This window comes from Pinirhizobacter sp. (genome assembly GCF_036499745.1).
Classification (GTDB): domain Bacteria; phylum Pseudomonadota; class Gammaproteobacteria; order Xanthomonadales; family Rhodanobacteraceae; genus Pinirhizobacter.
Genome location: NZ_DASYDG010000045.1, coordinates 1 through 16,192 on the forward strand (window position 1 = coordinate 1; position 16,192 = coordinate 16,192).

The 16,192-nt window shown below is 64.7% G+C and carries 14 protein-coding genes; 6 read left to right on the forward strand and 8 right to left on the reverse strand.

Translation table 11 applies throughout. From position 1 onward, the window contains the following. Together VGM61_RS15245 and VGM61_RS15250 are read right to left on the reverse strand one after the other, a co-directional pair. The coding region (locus VGM61_RS15245; RefSeq protein WP_414694901.1) for an alpha/beta hydrolase at window positions 1-1,077 on the reverse strand (1,077 nt) is incomplete at its 3' end. A gap of 83 nt (window positions 1,078-1,160) precedes the next feature. Further along, window positions 1,161-1,721 (reverse strand): YaeQ family protein, encoded by a 561-nt coding sequence (locus VGM61_RS15250; protein WP_331523707.1) that lies wholly within the window; start codon window positions 1,719-1,721, stop codon window positions 1,161-1,163. A 107-nt stretch (window positions 1,722-1,828) separates the two neighbouring features. On the opposite strand from VGM61_RS15250, the gene VGM61_RS15255 reads away from it, so the two are divergent. Beyond that, complete coding sequence (locus VGM61_RS15255) at window positions 1,829-2,857, forward strand: oxidoreductase (protein ID WP_331523709.1); 1,029 nt, start codon at window positions 1,829-1,831, stop codon at window positions 2,855-2,857. Window positions 2,858-2,875: 18 nt separating this feature from the next. Here the strand turns inward: VGM61_RS15255 and VGM61_RS15260 are convergent, their stop codons facing one another. Beyond that, window positions 2,876-4,126 carry a GGDEF domain-containing phosphodiesterase gene (locus VGM61_RS15260; RefSeq protein WP_331523710.1) on the reverse strand — a complete coding sequence of 417 codons (1,251 nt, stop codon included), beginning with the start codon at window positions 4,124-4,126 and terminating at the stop codon, window positions 2,876-2,878. Then, entirely contained in the window at window positions 4,123-5,340 is a 1,218-nt protein-coding gene (locus VGM61_RS15265; RefSeq protein WP_331523711.1) for an HD-GYP domain-containing protein, read from the reverse strand. Before VGM61_RS15265 ends, VGM61_RS15260 begins: the two co-directional genes overlap by 4 nt. 218 nt (window positions 5,341-5,558) lie before the next feature. On the opposite strand from VGM61_RS15265, the gene msrA reads away from it, so the two are divergent. Continuing rightward, window positions 5,559-6,245, forward strand: a complete 687-nt coding sequence (gene msrA / locus VGM61_RS15270; RefSeq protein ID WP_331523712.1) for a peptide-methionine (S)-S-oxide reductase MsrA — start codon at window positions 5,559-5,561, stop codon at window positions 6,243-6,245. A gap of 12 nt (window positions 6,246-6,257) precedes the next feature. Here msrA and hutU read toward each other — a convergent pair whose 3' ends face one another. Continuing rightward, on the reverse strand, window positions 6,258-7,928 hold the full coding sequence (hutU, locus tag VGM61_RS15275) for a urocanate hydratase (protein ID WP_331523713.1): 1,671 nt from the start codon (window positions 7,926-7,928) through the stop codon (window positions 6,258-6,260). A gap of 140 nt (window positions 7,929-8,068) precedes the next feature. Here hutU and VGM61_RS15280 point away from each other — a divergent pair, with 140 nt between their 5' ends. Next, a complete protein-coding gene (locus VGM61_RS15280) occupies window positions 8,069-9,325 on the forward strand; it encodes an ectonucleotide pyrophosphatase/phosphodiesterase (RefSeq protein WP_331523715.1) in 1,257 nt (418 codons plus the stop codon). 16 nt (window positions 9,326-9,341) lie between these two features. On the opposite strand, the gene VGM61_RS15285 is transcribed toward VGM61_RS15280, so the two are convergent. From VGM61_RS15285 to VGM61_RS15295, 3 genes are all read right to left on the reverse strand, one after another. Then, complete coding sequence (locus VGM61_RS15285; RefSeq protein WP_331523717.1) at window positions 9,342-10,043, reverse strand: response regulator transcription factor; 702 nt, start codon at window positions 10,041-10,043, stop codon at window positions 9,342-9,344. Between the two features lie 125 nt (window positions 10,044-10,168). Beyond that, entirely contained in the window at window positions 10,169-11,134 is a 966-nt protein-coding gene (locus VGM61_RS15290) for a multidrug resistance efflux transporter family protein (protein ID WP_331523718.1), read from the reverse strand. After that, the gene (locus VGM61_RS15295) at window positions 11,131-12,492 is read right to left on the reverse strand and encodes a formimidoylglutamate deiminase (protein ID WP_331523719.1); all 1,362 of its coding nucleotides are present in this window, start codon (window positions 12,490-12,492) and stop codon (window positions 11,131-11,133) included. Before VGM61_RS15295 ends, VGM61_RS15290 begins: the two co-directional genes overlap by 4 nt. Before the next feature lie 185 nt (window positions 12,493-12,677). Between VGM61_RS15295 and VGM61_RS15300 the strand changes: the two genes are divergently transcribed. From VGM61_RS15300 to VGM61_RS15310, 3 genes are all read left to right on the forward strand, one after another. Continuing rightward, window positions 12,678-14,264 (forward strand): bifunctional GNAT family N-acetyltransferase/carbon-nitrogen hydrolase family protein, encoded by a 1,587-nt coding sequence (locus VGM61_RS15300; RefSeq protein ID WP_331523720.1) that lies wholly within the window; start codon window positions 12,678-12,680, stop codon window positions 14,262-14,264. A 78-nt stretch (window positions 14,265-14,342) separates the two neighbouring features. Continuing rightward, complete coding sequence (gene hutI / locus VGM61_RS15305) at window positions 14,343-15,566, forward strand: imidazolonepropionase (RefSeq protein ID WP_331523721.1); 1,224 nt, start codon at window positions 14,343-14,345, stop codon at window positions 15,564-15,566. A gap of 106 nt (window positions 15,567-15,672) precedes the next feature. Beyond that, window positions 15,673-16,185, forward strand: coding sequence for a hypothetical protein (locus VGM61_RS15310; RefSeq protein ID WP_331523722.1), 513 nt, complete (start codon window positions 15,673-15,675; stop codon window positions 16,183-16,185). Window positions 16,186-16,192: the final 7 nt, after the last annotated feature.

A 16,192-nucleotide genomic window follows, 5' to 3' on the forward strand; every position in this document is an offset into this window, starting at 1 on the left:
GGCCTTGCGATACATGTTGGCGTTGGGCGCATAAAGATCGACGCCGGTGAAATCGTGGAAATCCGAAGGATCCGGCGAGGTCGACCAGGTACCGCCGAAAATTTTCGGGTAGCGCACCTGCAGCCACAACGTGGCCCAGCCGCCGGACGAATGGCCATTGAGGAAACGCCCGTCCACCCGCGCATCCATGCGGTAATTTTTTTCGAGGTACGGAATGAGTTCGGCGGTGAGGGCCTGGCCCCACGGGCCGTTATTCACCGAGTCGGCGAATTCATGCGTGCCGGTGGGACTGGATTCATCCAGGAAGACCCAGATCATCGGTGGCATCTGGCCCTTCTGCATGGCCTGCCACACGTTGGCCAGCTGCGTGGTGAGCGTCGCCGCCGTGGCGCCGAAACCATGTGTGTAGTACACCACCGGCCAGGTCCCTGGCGACTTCGCATCGTAATCGGGCGGTGTGAGCACCCAGCCCTTCATCGGGATCGGACGGCCCCAGAACGCCATGAGCGCCGGGCTCTGGAAATCGATCGCGGTGGTGTGCGGGCGCGCGGCGGTGAGCATGTCCTGCATGCCCGGCGCTGCTTTGGGCGAAGCCGTCCATGGGTCGCGTCCGGCCTGCACCGTGTCCAGCACCAGGGCCGGAGCTGCGGCATTGCCCAGGGTTACCGGCACCACTTTGCTGACCAGGTCGCCTGCCCCGCGGCCGTTGTAATCGTAGCTGTGGTCAGTATCGAGTACGGCCTGGGCCAGGTAGTCGCCCGCTGGCAACTGCGAGAGCCCCTGCGGGAAGGATTCGGTGTCACCGTCCACGACGACGGCCTGACCCGGTTCCAGATGCCCGACCTCGCGCGCGATGACGGTCGCGGCCTTGGGCGAAAATGGGTTGGTGTCCACGCTCACCACCTTGCCGTCTTTGGCGGCGGCGCGCGCGGCTTTGGCGTCGGTAACGAACACAAGCAGCCGACCGGACACCGGCGCGCTGGCGCTGGCGGGTAAGGTCACGGTGAAGCTGCGGTGGGCCGCGGTGGGCGCCAGCGCATAGGCACCGGCGGCGGCACCCAGGCCAAGGGCAAGCACGATCAGGACAAGGCGGAGCCGGGATGTCACCAGGAATTCCTTCGCACAAGAAGTCAGGGCGCCCATCCTAGCCGGACTGATCTTTAAGCGCGCGCCTCTTCCAGGGACCCTGCCAGCACGGTCAGTTCCACCGGGACGATGGCTTCTTCGCCCATCAGCTGGACGTGGCCATCCTGCACGAACAACTGCAGTTGCATGGTGCGCCGGGTAAGCGCGGCGAGCGCAGCGGTGGTGGCGGGTGCGATGTCGATCACAGTGACGTTCTTCGCCCGGCCAATGCCTGCTGCCGTCTTCTTCCACCAGACCTCGGCACCACGGCCGCCATAGGCGTACACCACCACGCGTTTAGCTCGCCCGCAGGCACGGCGGATGCGCTGTTCGTCGGGCTGGCCCACCTCGATCCACAGGTCGATCTCGCCGGTAAGCTCCTTGCGCCAGAGGTCCGGCTCGTCATCCGAACTCAGGCCCTTGCCGAAGGCCAGGGCGTCGTCGGCATGCAGGGCAAACGCCAGCAGCCGAACCATCATCCGCTCGTCGGTCTCCGACGGATGCTGGGCGATCGTCAGCGCATGAGGCTGGTAATAGTTGCGGTCCATGTCGCTGACCTGGAGGTCGGCCTTGAACACGATGGATTTAAGGGCCACGGGTTTTCGTTATGACGGGGCAATCACCCAGAATAGCACTGGCTCGCCGACAGCCGGTTCTGCCGCTGGCACTACACTCGGGAGCTTGCCCTCCAAGGAGAATCCCCATGGCCAGGATCGGCACCGGCCTCATCGGCTACGGCACGGCCGGCGCGTTCTTCCATGCGCCATTGATCGCGGCCGAAGCCGGCCTCGCCCTGCGTCGGGTGGCAAGCAGCCGCAGGCAGGCGATTGAAGCTGACCACCCCGGCGTGAATGTCGATGCCGACCCGGCGGCGCTGATCGCGGCGACAGATATCGAGCTGGTGGTCATCGCCACCCCCAACCAGACCCATCATCCCCTGGCCATGCAGGCACTCGCTGCCGGCAAGCACGTGGTGATCGATAAACCCATGGCGCTGGATCCTGGGCAGGCGCGCGAACTGATCGATGCCGCCGCCGATGCCAAGCGGATGCTAAGCGTGTTCCACAACCGCCGATGGGACGACGATTTCCTTACCGTGCAGGATCTCCTGGCTCGCGATGTTCTGGGCCAGGTCAATTACCTGGAATCGCACTTCGACCGTTACCGCCCGGCGATCAAGCCGGGATGGCGCGAAGGCACCGGGGAAGGCACGGGCGTCCTCTTCGACCTGGGCTCGCACCTGGCCGACCAGGCGCTGCATTTGTTCGGCATGCCTGAAGCCGTGACGGCCGATGTGCTGGTGCAGCGGCCCCAGGCGGCCGCCCCGGACTACTTCCACATTCAACTGCACTACGGCCGGCGCCGGGTGGTGCTGCATGGAACTTCGCTGGCCGCGGACCACGGTGCGCGTTTCATGGTGCACGGCGAACGTGGCAGCTTCACCACGCGTGGGCTCGATGGCCAGGAGGCACTATTGCGTGCCGGCCAGGGGCCTGGAAACGCCTCCTGGCCTCCCGCTGCCCGTCCGGGTGTGCTCACCTCGGGCGACGGAACGGAAACGGTCATGCCATTGCACACCGGTGCTTACACCCGTTACTACGCGGGTGTGGCGCGGGCGATCGTTGATGGTGTGCCACCGCCAGTGACCGGCGAGGAGGCCCTCGACGTGATGCGGGTAATCGTGGCGGCGCAGGCAAGTTCCATGGCGGGAAGGACGATGGCCCTGGATTGAAACCGTGAACGGGACGGGTCAGGCCGTGGCAGCAGCTTCGCGCGAACGCTCTTGCACATAGTGCAACGCAGGCGCCGGACGCCCGAGGTGATAGCCCTGCAGGTAGTCACAACCCATGCCGATCAGCTGGTCCATGGTGGCTGCGTCTTCAACGCCCTCGGCCACCGATTCCAGTTTCATGCGGCGGGCTACGTCGATCATCGCGCCGACCAGCTGGCCGGTATGGGAATCATCGGCCATGGTGCCCACGAACGACTTGTCGATCTTCAGTTCCGTTGCCGGAAAGTGCCGAAGGTACGAGAACGATGCATAACCGGTACCGAAGTCATCGATGGCCACCCGCACGCCCCGGTCGCGAAGCCGACGCAATACGCGCACGCTCATCTCAAGATCGGTAAGGATCGCCGTTTCGGTCACTTCCACGATCACGTTTTCAGCCGGCACGTTCCATATCTCCAGCGCGCCCAGGAACTGTTCCGTAAAGCCTCTTTCGACGAAAACGCGCGGTGACAGGTTCACCGAGACATCAAGCATGACATGCGCGTCGCGCATGGCCGCGGCGTGGCGGAGGCTGGCGTTGAGGTTCCAGCGCGTGAGCGGGACGATAAGGTCGCTACGCTCGGCAAACGGGATGAAATCCGAGGGCATCACCATGCCGCGCGTGGCCGATGTCCACCGGCTGAGCGATTCGACGCGGGCAACCTTTCCACTTTCGCAATGTACCTGGGGCTGGAAGTAGACCTCCAGGCGATTGGCTTCGATGTCGTCGCGAAGTTCACCGTAGAGGATCTCGATCCGGGTGCCTTCGGTCTCGTACATGGCGAACGGTTCGCCGGTGCGTATGGCTTCGTCATGGGCCATCTCGGCCCGGCGGCACAGCAGCTCGGCATCCACACCGTGTTCAGCGTAAAGGGCAGCACCCACCACCGCTCGACCGATCCACGGGCGGCCTGGGCAGGCGAGGGGTTCTTCGAAGGCACTCATAAGCCGCGTGGCCGCAAGCAAGGCATGCGTAGGGTTACGCAACGCCGGGAGTACCGCGATGAAGGTATCCTCGCCTGCTTCGAACACCCTGTCCACGTGGCGCAACAGCCGCTCGATGCGCGCGTACGCCGCGCGCATGATCTGATTGCCGAAGTCGTAGCCGTGGCGCAGCTGCGCCTCGCGCATGCCGCGCAGCCGCAGCACCAGTACGCCGCAGATCGCGTCCTCGGCCTGCCTGTCCAGCATCACCTGGATCGCACTGAACAGGTTGGCCCGCGGTGTCATGACAGGAAATAGTCCGCAGGATCAATGCCGTAAGCACCCACCGGCAGCGTTCGGATGACTTCGCGACGATCCTCACCCGTCTCTGCGATAAGGTCGACCACGATGAAGTCCGCGGTGGGCGACTTGGTACGGTCGGTAAGGATCACCACCTTCGGCTGCAGGCGACGGGACTGGTTCTGCACCATCACGATGGCCACTTCGCCACTGTTGAGTTCCACCAGGGACCCCGTGGGATACACGCCCAGGCAGGCCTGGAACTGCTCCACCAGTTCGCCCTGGAACTCTGTCTCTCGCGCACTGTAGATGCGACGCAGGGCCTGGTGGCGTGAGAGCGCCGCGGCGTGTGGCCGCGAGGAGCACATCGCGTGGTAAGTGTCGATGATCGCGCCCATGCGACCGGCCAGCGGAATGGCCGTGCCGGCCAGGCCATCGGGATAACCGCTGCCGTCAACGCGCTCATGGTGCGTGCGGACCATGTCGCGCACTTCACTGTCGAGCATGGCTGACCGGTCGAGGATATCCATCCCTTCGGCCACGTGGGTGCGCACCAGCATCATTTCGTCGTATTCGAGCGGTCCTTGCCTTGCGAACAATTCCTCCGGCAGCTGCGACTTGCCAACGTCCAGCAACAGGCCGCCTGCAGCCATGCTGACGATGGTCTCCTCGGCGAAGCCCATGTGACGGCCGAAAGATGCAGCCAGGGCACTGCAGCCGATCGCATGGTTATAGATGTAGCTATCGCGCCGGCGCAGGGCGTCGATCCAGAAGAAGGCATCGCTGGAGCGCAATATGCTTTCCACCAGGGGGCGGACCGCGCGGTCGACGTCCTCCGGCGAGATCACGCCGGTATCGGCAATGTCCTGCATGATCTTGCCGATCGACTGCGTGGCATTGTCGAAGGCTTCCCGGGCGCGTGGCGCCTCTTCGTCGAATGTTGCCGTGTCGGCGTATACCACCGCGCGCTGGAAGCGGTTGCCGCTCTGGATCCGCTTGCGCAACGACTGCAGGCGGGTATCGGCCGCCACCCGACGCTGTGCATCGACGTAGACGAACTCGCACCATGTCGCGAGGCTCTCGATATCGTCAGGCGATCCGATCTCGATGCCCTGCAGGGGAAAGGGGGTGCCGTCCCATGGCCGGTCAAGCCGGCACACGAACATGCCGATCTCCAGGTTCCCCACGTCCACCCTGCGTTCGACCAGTTCGTAGGCCACGTCTCACCCCAATGCCAGCCATTGCCATAATCGCCGCGCCATCAACAGGTTAGCGAATGACCCCGATGTATCTGGCGCCGCGAAGGCTTCTCGTCGACAGCAGGCTACAGATCATTATCGACATGGCCCCCGCTAACTTGATAGGGCTGTATGGAATCGGGCCATTCACCGGTCTTCTTGGCAGGGCCCTTCCGGCCCATGCAGCGAGGTTGTCTCCCATGATCCGTCGTCTTCCCCTGGTCGCCGCCCTGGCCATTGCCGCCACCTGTGCTGGCTTCGCCTACGCACACACCGAAGGTCTCGCCCTGCCCGATCCCGTCGCTTCATCTACGACCGCCGCCGGCGGCGATGAGGTGGCCGTGTTCGCAGGCGGCTGCTTCTGGGGTATCGAGGCCGTCTTCGAACACACCAAGGGAGTGAAATCGGCGACCACCGGCTATTCCGGTGGCGAGGCTAAAACCGCTCACTACGACGAAGTCAGCGACGGTGACACCGGCCACGCGGAGTCCGTCCGCGTGGTGTACGACCCAAAACAGGTGAGCTACGGCACCCTGTTGAAGGTGTTCTTCTCCGTGGGGCTCGACCCCACCGAGAAAGATCGCCAGGGCCCTGATTCCGGCACGCAGTACCGCTCGGTCGTATTCACCACGTCAGCCGGCCAGCAGCGCGAGGCATCCGCGTACATCGCGCAGCTGGACAAGGCCAAGGTGTTCGACGCGCCGATCGTGACCCAGGTGCAGCCACTGAAGGCCTTCTACCCGGCCGAGAGCTACCACCAGGACTACGCACGGCTTCACCCCGACAGCATGTACATCGTGATCAACGATGCGCCGAAGGTGGCCAACCTGAAGAAACTGTATCCGGCGCTATACCGTGACTGGACGCAGGCGACCGCGTCACGGTGACAGCCACGAATCTCAGGTCATCGGCAGGTTAAGCCCCTGCTCCCTCGCGCAGGCAATGGCATCGGGATATCCCGCATCGGCGTGGCGCATCACGCCAGTGCCGGGATCGTTCCACAGCACGCGCGCGATGCGGCGGTCGGCATCGGCGGTACCGTCGCAGACAATCACCACGCCTGAGTGCTGGCTGTAACCCATGCCCACGCCACCGCCGTGATGCAGGCTTACCCAGGTTGCGCCACCGGCCACGTTAAGCATGGCGTTCAGCAGCGGCCAGTCGCTTACCGCGTCGCTGCCATCGCGCATGGCTTCGGTCTCGCGGTTGGGGCTGGCAACGGAACCTGAATCAAGGTGGTCACGACCAATCACCACGGGCGCTTTCAGTTCACCGTTGCGAACCATCTCGTTGAAGGCAAGGCCAAGCTTGTGGCGGACACCCAGGCCCACCCAGCAGATGCGCGCGGGCAGGCCCTGGAAGCTGATGCGTTCGCGGGCCATGTCCAGCCAGCGATGCAGGTTGGTGTCGTCGGGGATCAGTTCCTTGACCTTGGCGTCGGTCTTGTAGATGTCTTCCGGATCGCCTGAGAGCGCCACCCAGCGGAATGGTCCGATGCCGCGGCAGAACAGCGGCCGCACGAATGCCGGAACGAAGCCGGGGAAGTCGAATGCGTTGGAAAGCCCCTCGTTCTTGGCCATCTGGCGGATGTTGTTGCCATAGTCGAAGGTGGGTACGCCCTGGGCATGAAAGGCCAGCATGGCTTCCACGTGGGTGCGCATGGAACGCATCGCCGCGTCACGGGTGGCCTCGGGCTCGGACTTCCTCCGCTCGAACCATTCCTCCACCGTCCAGCCAGTGGGCAGGTAACCATTCACCGGGTCATGCGCGCTGGTCTGGTCGGTGACGGCATCCGGCCGCACGCCGCGGCGCACCAGCTCGGGCAACACGTCGGCGGCGTTGCCAAGCAGCGCCACGGATTTTGCCTCACCTGCCGCGGTGTACTTCGCGATCCGCGCCAGCGCGTCGTCGAGATCGGTGGCCTGCTCGTCGACATAACGGGTTTTCAGGCGGAAATCGATGCGGCTCTGCTGGCATTCAATGGTGAGCGACGATGCACCGGCAAGGCTTGCCGCAAGTGGCTGTGCGCCACCCATGCCGCCCAGGCCCGCGGTGAGGACCCACTTGCCCGCAAGACTTCCGCCGTAGTGCTGGCGGCCCATTTCGACGAAGGTCTCGTAGGTACCCTGCACGATGCCCTGCGAGCCGATGTAGATCCAGGAACCTGCGGTCATCTGGCCATACATCATCAAGCCCTTGCGATCGAGCTCGTTGAAGTGTTCCCAATTGGCCCAGGCCGGCACCAGGTTGGAATTGGCGATCAGCACGCGAGGGGCGTCGCCGTGGGTGGGAAACACGCCCACGGGCTTGCCCGATTGCACCAGCAGGGTTTCGTCGTCCCGCAGCTCGCGCAGGGCACGCAGGATGGCGTCGAAGCATTCCCAGTTACGCGCTGCCCGGCCAATGCCGCCATAAACCACCAGTTCCGCAGGGTTCTCCGCCACGTCCGGATCGAGGTTGTTCTGCAGCATGCGGAACGGCGCCTCGGTAAGCCAGCTGCGACAGCTTAAGTGTGTGCCGCGCGGGGCACGGACGATGCGGGTGGTGTCGATGCGGGTGGGTGCGGTCATGATGCCCTCGGCGCGATGCGTAAGCTTCCGATTATGCGGGGGGCGCTCTGCCCAGGGAAAGGCATGGCGCAGCATGCCGTGAAGCCGTCATGGGAATTTGCCATGATGGGAGGTCTTCCGCCGTTCCCGCCCTGCCCCGTATGAAAAATATTCCCTGCCTGCTCCTTGCCGTGGCCCTGCTTTCCGGCTGTGCCACAACGCCGCCGACCCCAGCGCCTGCCCCGGCGAAGGAGCGCATCGTGCTGCTGGTGTCCATCGATGGCTATCGCGCCGACTACCTCGACCGGCACTTGAGCCCCACCTTGGAAAAGCTCGCTGCCACCGGCGTCCATGCCACCGCCATGCAGCCGTCGTTCCCGTCGCTGACCTTCCCCAACCACTACGCCATCGTCACCGGCAAAGTTCCAGACCATTCCGGTATCGTCAACAACACGATGGTCGATCCCGCCCTGGGCCGCTTTTCCATGGCCAAACGCGCGGCTGTCGCCGATGGACGCTGGTGGGAAGATGCCGAACCTGTATGGGTCACCGCGGAGCGTCATGGCATCCGCGCGGCAACGATGTTCTGGCCAGGCTCGGAAGCGGCGATCGAAGGCATCAGGCCCACCCACTACCTGCCGTGGGACGGCAAACTGAAGCCCGACGCGCGTGTCGACCAGCTGTTGGCATGGCTCGACGTCCCGCCTGCTCAACGCCCGCGCCTTGCAACGCTCTACTTCGATGCGGTGGACCACCAGGGCCACAAGTTCGGACCTGATTCCAAAGAAGTGGACCAGGCCATCGCCGAGACCGACCATGTTATGGCGCACCTCATCGCCGGCCTTGGGCAACGGAACCTGCTGGGGAGCGTCGACCTGATTGTGGTGTCCGACCACGGCATGGCCGCCACCCCTGCCAACCAGGTGATCCTGGTCGACGACATCGTGGATCCTTCCACCGTCGACGTGGTCGCCACCGGAACCTTGCCAAGCTTCAACCCGCTGGCCGGGCATGACTTCACCAGGGCACAAGCTGCGTTGCTTGCCCCGCACGAGCACATGGCCTGCTGGCGAAAGGCGGATATTCCCGCACGCTTTGACTATGGCCACCACGAGCGTGTGCCGGCGATTGTCTGCCTGCCCGACGTGGGCTGGCAGGTCACCACCAAGGCCGCGCTGGCCAAGCGGAAGGACCCGATGTCACTGGGCCAGCACGGATACGACAATGCCGATCCATCGATGCGGGCGTTGTTCATCGCCAACGGGCCGTCCTTCGGCCGCGGCGTGACCATCGGTGAATTCCCCAACGTGGATGTCTACGACCTGGTCATGCACCTGCTCGGCCTGCAGCCGCTGCCCAACGATGGCAGCCTGGCACCGTTGCAGCCGGCATTGGCGGCACCCGCACAATCGCCGTGATCGGCCCGGCCGGAATTTAAGCCGGGGCGCCGCCCACGAACCGATATCCCACGCCTGGTTCAGTCTTCAGCCAGCGCGGCGCGGCGGCATCGTCGTTGAGCTTGTGCCGCAGGCGACCCATGACGATACGCAGGTAATGGGTATCCTGCGCATGCGTCGCGCCCCATATCTCCCGCAACAACTGTTGCTGGGTGACCACCCGTCCGGCATGGCGCAAAAGGTGCGCCAGCACCGCATACTCCTTGCGCGTAAGCGCCAGCGAATTGCCATCGAGGAACACTTCGCGACGAGCCAGGTCCACCACGAGGTGGCCGTCATCGTAGCGCGGGGGGGCGGCAGGTTCCGCTCCGCGGTTACGAAGGAGCACGCGCAGGCGTGCCATCAGCTCCTGGATACCGAACGGCTTGGTCATGTAATCGTTCGCACCGTGGTCCAGCGCATGCACCTTCTCGCGCTCACCATCGCGAACGCTCAGCATCAGTACCGGTACCTGGGTCCACTGGCGCAACTCCGCCAATACCTCGTGGCCGTCACGATCTGGCAGGCCGATGTCCAGGATTACCAGGTCCGGCTGCTGGGTGGCCGCCTGGGCCAATCCTTCTTCAGCGGTAGCGGCGGTGATCACGGTGTAGCCCTCCGCGCGCAAGCCGATGTCGAGGAACCGCCGGATCTGCGGTTCATCGTCGATTACCAGGATTCTTGGCGCAGAATCGCTCATGTCGTGAATTGCGGGGGCTCGCCCAGGGAAAGCATGATGCGCATGGTGGTCTCCCCGCCGGTTCCCGGCAAGGCCTCCACGCTACCGCCGTGCGCGCCGACCATGCCCTGGCGAAAAGTCGCAGGTCAGGCTCCGCGATCGCCCTCGACCAGGGGAACTTCTTCGCGGGCGGTGATCCAGCTGAAGGCGGCGATGCCTAGCACGATCGCTACCGCGCCCCACGCGGCGATGCCATGGGGGAACGATTCACCAAGGAAGCAAACGCCCAGCACCGTGGCAAACAACAATTCCGCCGCCTGCATGGCCTCCACTGCCGCCAGCGCCACCGGCCGCCGGCCCACCATGTGCGTTGCCTTGAAGAACAGCGCGGTGGCGACCACTCCTGACGACAAGGCCACGCCGGCGGCCAACAGCGCCACGCGTAGGGTCGGAGGTCCGATCGTCCACCATGTCACCACGGTCACCACCAGCCATGCCGGCCAACTGGATAACGTCATGCCGAAGGCGCGCTGCAAGGCACCCATCGATGTGCCTGTACGCTCCAGGTGCAACAGCACCATGCGGTTACCCAATGGATAAGCAAATGCCGAGAACACCACCGCCGCCACCGCCCACCAGGCGCGGGCATCAAGATGGCCGCCTGCATGCCCCCACTGCAGGGCAAGTATCCCGGCAAGGATCACCACGCCCACGGCCAGTGCGTGCCACGCCACGCGGCGACGCTCATCGTGATAAATGAAAGGCGCAAGCAAAGGCCCTGCCAGCACCGTGGCACCAAAACTGCCGGCAATGAGCCACGAAGGGCCGCTGCTTGCAGCCCACGTCAACGGCATGCCGAACAGCACAAAACCTACCGTGCTCCACATCAGCCACGCCCGCGGGTGCTGCCGAAGTTCGCTGGGCAAGCCACCCAGGCCACCGGCAAAAGGCAATGCCAGGCCGAGGAACGGCAAGGTAAACACGTAGCGCAGGATCACCGTCCACTGCCACGCCCCGCCGTTTCCAACCGAGGCGCGATTGAGCACGTAGGTCATGGTGAAGAAAAGAGCCGAGACCAGGGCCAGGACAATCGCGCGCCCCGAGCGGCTCATGCCTTGAGTCTTTCCACGGTGCGGCGGTAGCGGTCGGTGATACGCGACTGCTCGATGTGCTGGCCGTCGCGGACCACCCAACGCCCCGCCACCATCACATCGCGCACGAGAGGCACGTTGCCTGAGAAGATGAAACTGTCCATGGCATGGCCAGGGTCGCGCGCCATCAGTAACGGCGAGGTATCGTCCAGGACGATCAGGTCGGCCCGCGCTTTATGGGCAATCGTGCCGATGGTCGTTCCCGAGGCGGCGGCCCCACCGGCCAGGGACCGCTCGAACAACGATTCGCCCACGCTCTGGCCCGCCTGGCGGGCGGCCACGTTGCGCTGCCGCGCCACCAGGCGTTGGCCGTACTCCAGCCAGCGCAGTTCCTCTACCGGCGAAACGGAGATATGGGAATCCGAACCGATACCCAGCACGCCGCCCTGGTCGATGAAGGGCGCCAGGGGAAAAAGTCCATCGCCGAGGTTGGCCTCGGTGGTGGGGCAAAGGCCCGCCACCGCGCCCGATTGCGCCAGGGCGCGTGTTTCGCCGGAATCAAGGTGCGTGGCATGCACCAGGCACCACCGCGCATCCACTGCAACGCTATCGAGCAGCCATTGCACGGGACGGCAGCCTCGCAATGCCAGGCATTCGTCCACTTCCGGCACCTGCTCGGCGATGTGGATGTGCACGGGCATCTCCCGCGCAATAGCACCCAGCACGGCCTGGATGGCGTCGGGCTGCACGGCGCGAAGCGAGTGCAGGGCTACACCGGTAGTCTTGCGCGTGCCATCGCCGGCGCGCAGCGAATCGACAAGACGCAGGTAAGCGTCCACCGTGTGGCCGAAACGCCGCTGGCGTTCACCCAGCGGCCGGCCATCGAAACCCCCGGTCATGTACAGCACGGGCAGCAAGGTCAAGCCGATGCCGGCCTCTTCCGCCGCCTCCACAATCGCCTGCGACATCGCCGCTGGATCGGACCATGGCGAACCGTCGGGTTGATGATGCAGGTAGTGGAACTCGCATACGTGGGTATAGCCGGCCTGGAGCATTTCCACGTAAAGCTGCGCGGCGATGGCCTTGAGGTCGTCCGGGCCGATACGCTGGGCGAATCCGTACATGGCCTCACGCCAGGTCCAGAAACTGTCGTCACCGGGCCCGCGACGCTCGGCCATGCCGGCCATGGCGCGCTGGAAAGCGTGCGAATGCAGGTTGGGCATGCCGGGCAGCACATACTTGCCCAGCCGGGTCGATGACCCGTTTGCCACTGCCTGGTCATCGATCACGAAGTGCCCATCGCGCACGTCAAGCACGGTGTCCTGGCACCAGCGATGGCCTTGCCAGGCGTAGTCGGCACGATAGGTTGACAACGACATGGCGCTCCATGATGGACTGCGCGGCCCGCGCCACGCCCAGGCGGCCATGGTACGCAATGCACCGCCCGTTGGCTTCCCGGCAAGCGAAGCTTGTCGCTTCAAACGCAGCGTGACAGGATTTCTTCACGGCCGGATCGGCAGCATGGGCCGTGTGCCGCCCTCTCCCCCACGCAGGCAGCTCTCCCATGACCGATCACGCCGCCACCGGCACGCGTCCGACCGACGGACCGCAACTGCAGCTTCGCGAGGCCCGCCCTGCCGACGTACCCCAGTTGGTGGCGCTCACCGCGCGGGTCTACACCGCCGAGTGGGGCCATTCCGCCGCCATGCTCCAGGCCCAGCAGTCGCACTTCCCCGAAGGCCAGTTCGTCGTGGAATACGAGGGCACCATCGTCGGCTACTGCGCTACCTTCCGGATCGCCGAAGCGGTAGCCCTGGCGCCCCACACCTGGATGCAGGTCACCGGCGGCGGGTTCGCCTCGCGCCACGATCCGAAGGGCAACTGGCTCTACGGCATGGAAGTGGTCGTACACCCGGACTTCCGCGGCATGCGCATCGGCCAGCGCCTCTACCAGGCCCGCAAACGCCTGTGCATGGACCTCAAGCTTCGCGGCATCGTCTTCGGCGGCCGCATCCCCGGCCTTGCACGCAACCTGCAGCGTTACGGAACGGCCGAGAAATACGTCCAGGCCGTGGTGGATGGCGCACGCCGCGACCTTACCCTGAGCTTCCAGCTTCGCAACGGCTTCGAGATGGTTGGCCTGCTGCGCGAATATGTACCGTCCGACCATGAATCGCTTGGCTATGCCGCGCACCTGGTCTGGCGCAACCCGCGCCTGCATGACCATCCGGATATCCCCACCGTATCTCAACCCCGGGCGCTCCCGGACACGGTGCGCGTGGCATCGGTGCAATACATGCAGCGACGTATTTCCTCGTTTGAAGAATTTGCCATGCAAGTGGAATATTTCGTCGACATCGCCGCCGACTACGACGCCGACTTCGTCACCTTCCCCGAGCTCATCACGCTGCAGCTTCTTTCCATCGAGAACGCGGAGCTTTCCCCGGTGGATTCGATCCGCAGGCTTTCCGAATACACCCCGCAGGTGCGTGAACTCTTCCAGCGACTGGCGGTGAACTTCAACATCAACATCATCGGCGGCTCGCATCCCACGCGGATGCCCAACGGCGACATCCACAACGTCTGCTATGTGTGCCTGCGTGACGGCTCCATCCACGAGCGGGAAAAACTCCATCCCACGCCGAGCGAACGCAACGTGTGGAATGTCACCGGCGGGGAGTCGGCGGCGATGATCAACACCGACTGCGGCCCGATCGGGGTGATGATCTGCTACGACTCCGAGTTCCCGGAAGTAGCAAGGCACCTGACCGACCAGGGCGCGTTGATCCTGTTCGTGCCCTTCTGCACGGACGTTCGCGAAGGCTACCTGCGCGTGCGCTACTGTTCGCAGGCCCGCGCCATCGAGAACCAGTGCTACGTGGTGCTATCGGGCAACGTCGGCAACCTTCCCGGCGTGAACAACTTCGACATCCAGTATGGACAAAGCTGCATCCTTACTCCCAGCGACCTGCCCTTCGCCCGCGATGGCATCGCCGCGGACTCCACGCCCAATACCGAGACGGTACTCTTCGCCGACCTTCGCCTTGAGAACCTGGCGCGCGCGCGCAACTCCGGCGCCGTGACCAACCTGAAGGACCGTCGATTCGACCTTTATGAAGTGCGCTGGACGCGCAATACTGAGGCTACTTGAACCCTCAATGACGTATTTTGGCGGGGCGCTCGACCGGCAGGGCGAGCGCACGGTGGAAAGCGCCTGGACGAACACGCCATGACACAACGCTGGGACACATTGCTGGTAAACGCCCGCCTGGCAACCTTTGCCGGAAACGAGCCGTATGGCCTGGTCGAGCGCGGCGCGCTGGCGTGGGCGGATGGGCGCATCGCCTTTTGTGGGCCATCGGGCGACCTGCCCGGCCGGCCGATGGAACTGGCTGAGCATGTGCTCGACCTCGATGGCGGGCTGGTAACACCCGGGCTGATCGATTGCCACACCCACCTGGTGTTCAGTGGCAACCGCGCCCAGGAATTCGACATGCGGCTGAAGGGCGAAAGCTACGAAGCAATCGCTCGTGCCGGGGGCGGCATCGCGTCTACCGTGCGGGCCGTTCGGGAGTCAACCGAGGCGAAACTGTTTGCCCAAAGCGCCCCGCGTGCGCGCGCCCTGATCGCCGATGGCGTGACCACGGTGGAGATCAAGTCCGGCTATGGCCTGGACTTGCCGGCCGAGCGGCGCATGCTGCGCGTGGCGCGCGAACTGGGCGTGCAACTGGGCGTTTGCGTGCGTACTACTTTCCTCGGCCTGCACGCCCTGCCCGCCGAGCACAAGGACGACCGCGCAGGTTATGTCGACAAGGTCTGCGACGAAATGCTGCCTCTGCTGGCTGCCGAGGGCCTGGTGGATGCGGTGGATGCCTTCTGCGAGGGGATCGGTTTCGATCGCGAGGAAACGCGCCGGGTATTCGAACGCGCCCAAGCGCTTGGCTTACCGGTGAAGCTACACGCCGAGCAGCTTTCCGACATGGACGGCGCGGCACTGGTGGCCGAGTTCGGCGGGCTGTCGGCCGATCACCTGGAGCACTTGTCTGAATCGGGCGTGCGCGCCATGGCCGATGCCGGGACGGTCGCCGTGTTGTTGCCTGGTGCCTTCTACGCGCTGCGCGAGACGAAACTGCCCCCACTGGACACCCTGCGGGAACATCGCGTGCCGATGGCCGTAGCGACCGACTGCAATCCCGGCACGTCGCCATTGCTGTCGCTTCGGATGGCGGCGGGGATGGCCTGCACGCTGTTCCGCATGACACCCGAAGAAGCCCTCGCCGGCGTCACCGTGCATGCCGCCCGCGCCCTGGGCTTAAGTGACCGAGGTACGCTTGAGCCGGGCAAGCGCGCGGACATCGCGGTGTGGAACGTGCGTGATCCGGCCGAGCTGTGCTATTGGATCGGCGGCCCGCTTTTGCGGCAAAGCCATGTGGCTGGGCGCCGCCTGGCCTGACCAGCCCGGCACGGTGTCCCTGACTTCCAGCACTGCGTGCGACCTGCGCCCCGCATTAATTTGGAGTACCAGGCCACGCGCGGTGTTATCGATGATCAGACTATCAATGAGTCGCTACCCGGTGGCCGTCGGCCTCGCTGTCCTGGCTGCGGCCGGCGTCGGCCATGCAGCAACGGATTCGCCTGGGGATGCCGCCCTCTTCGCCCCGTACATCGGCCACTGGGCCTGCGAGGGCCATTTCGCTTCGAGCAACAAGCCCATCGCCTCCACGGTGTCGTTTACACGCGCATTGGCCGGCAAGGGCATCATCAAAACACAGGACGACGTTCCAACCCTGGGGAATTATCATTCGGTTGAAACATGGGCCTTCGACGCGAAGGCGGGCCAGTGGGTCGCCGGCATCGTCGACTCATCCGGTGGCATGCGAACCTTCCACTCACCCGGACAGGTTGGCGGCAAACTTGCCTGGACGCTAGTCGATGGCCAGCCTGCCCAGCAGTTCGTCTACTCACCGGTGTCGTCGGGCGAATTCCAGCTGGACTGGCTGATCGAGCGTCCCGGCAAGGGCCTGGTGGTGGGTGACACGCTGACCTGCACGCACCTCGCCGGCGTGTCTTAAGGTAGTC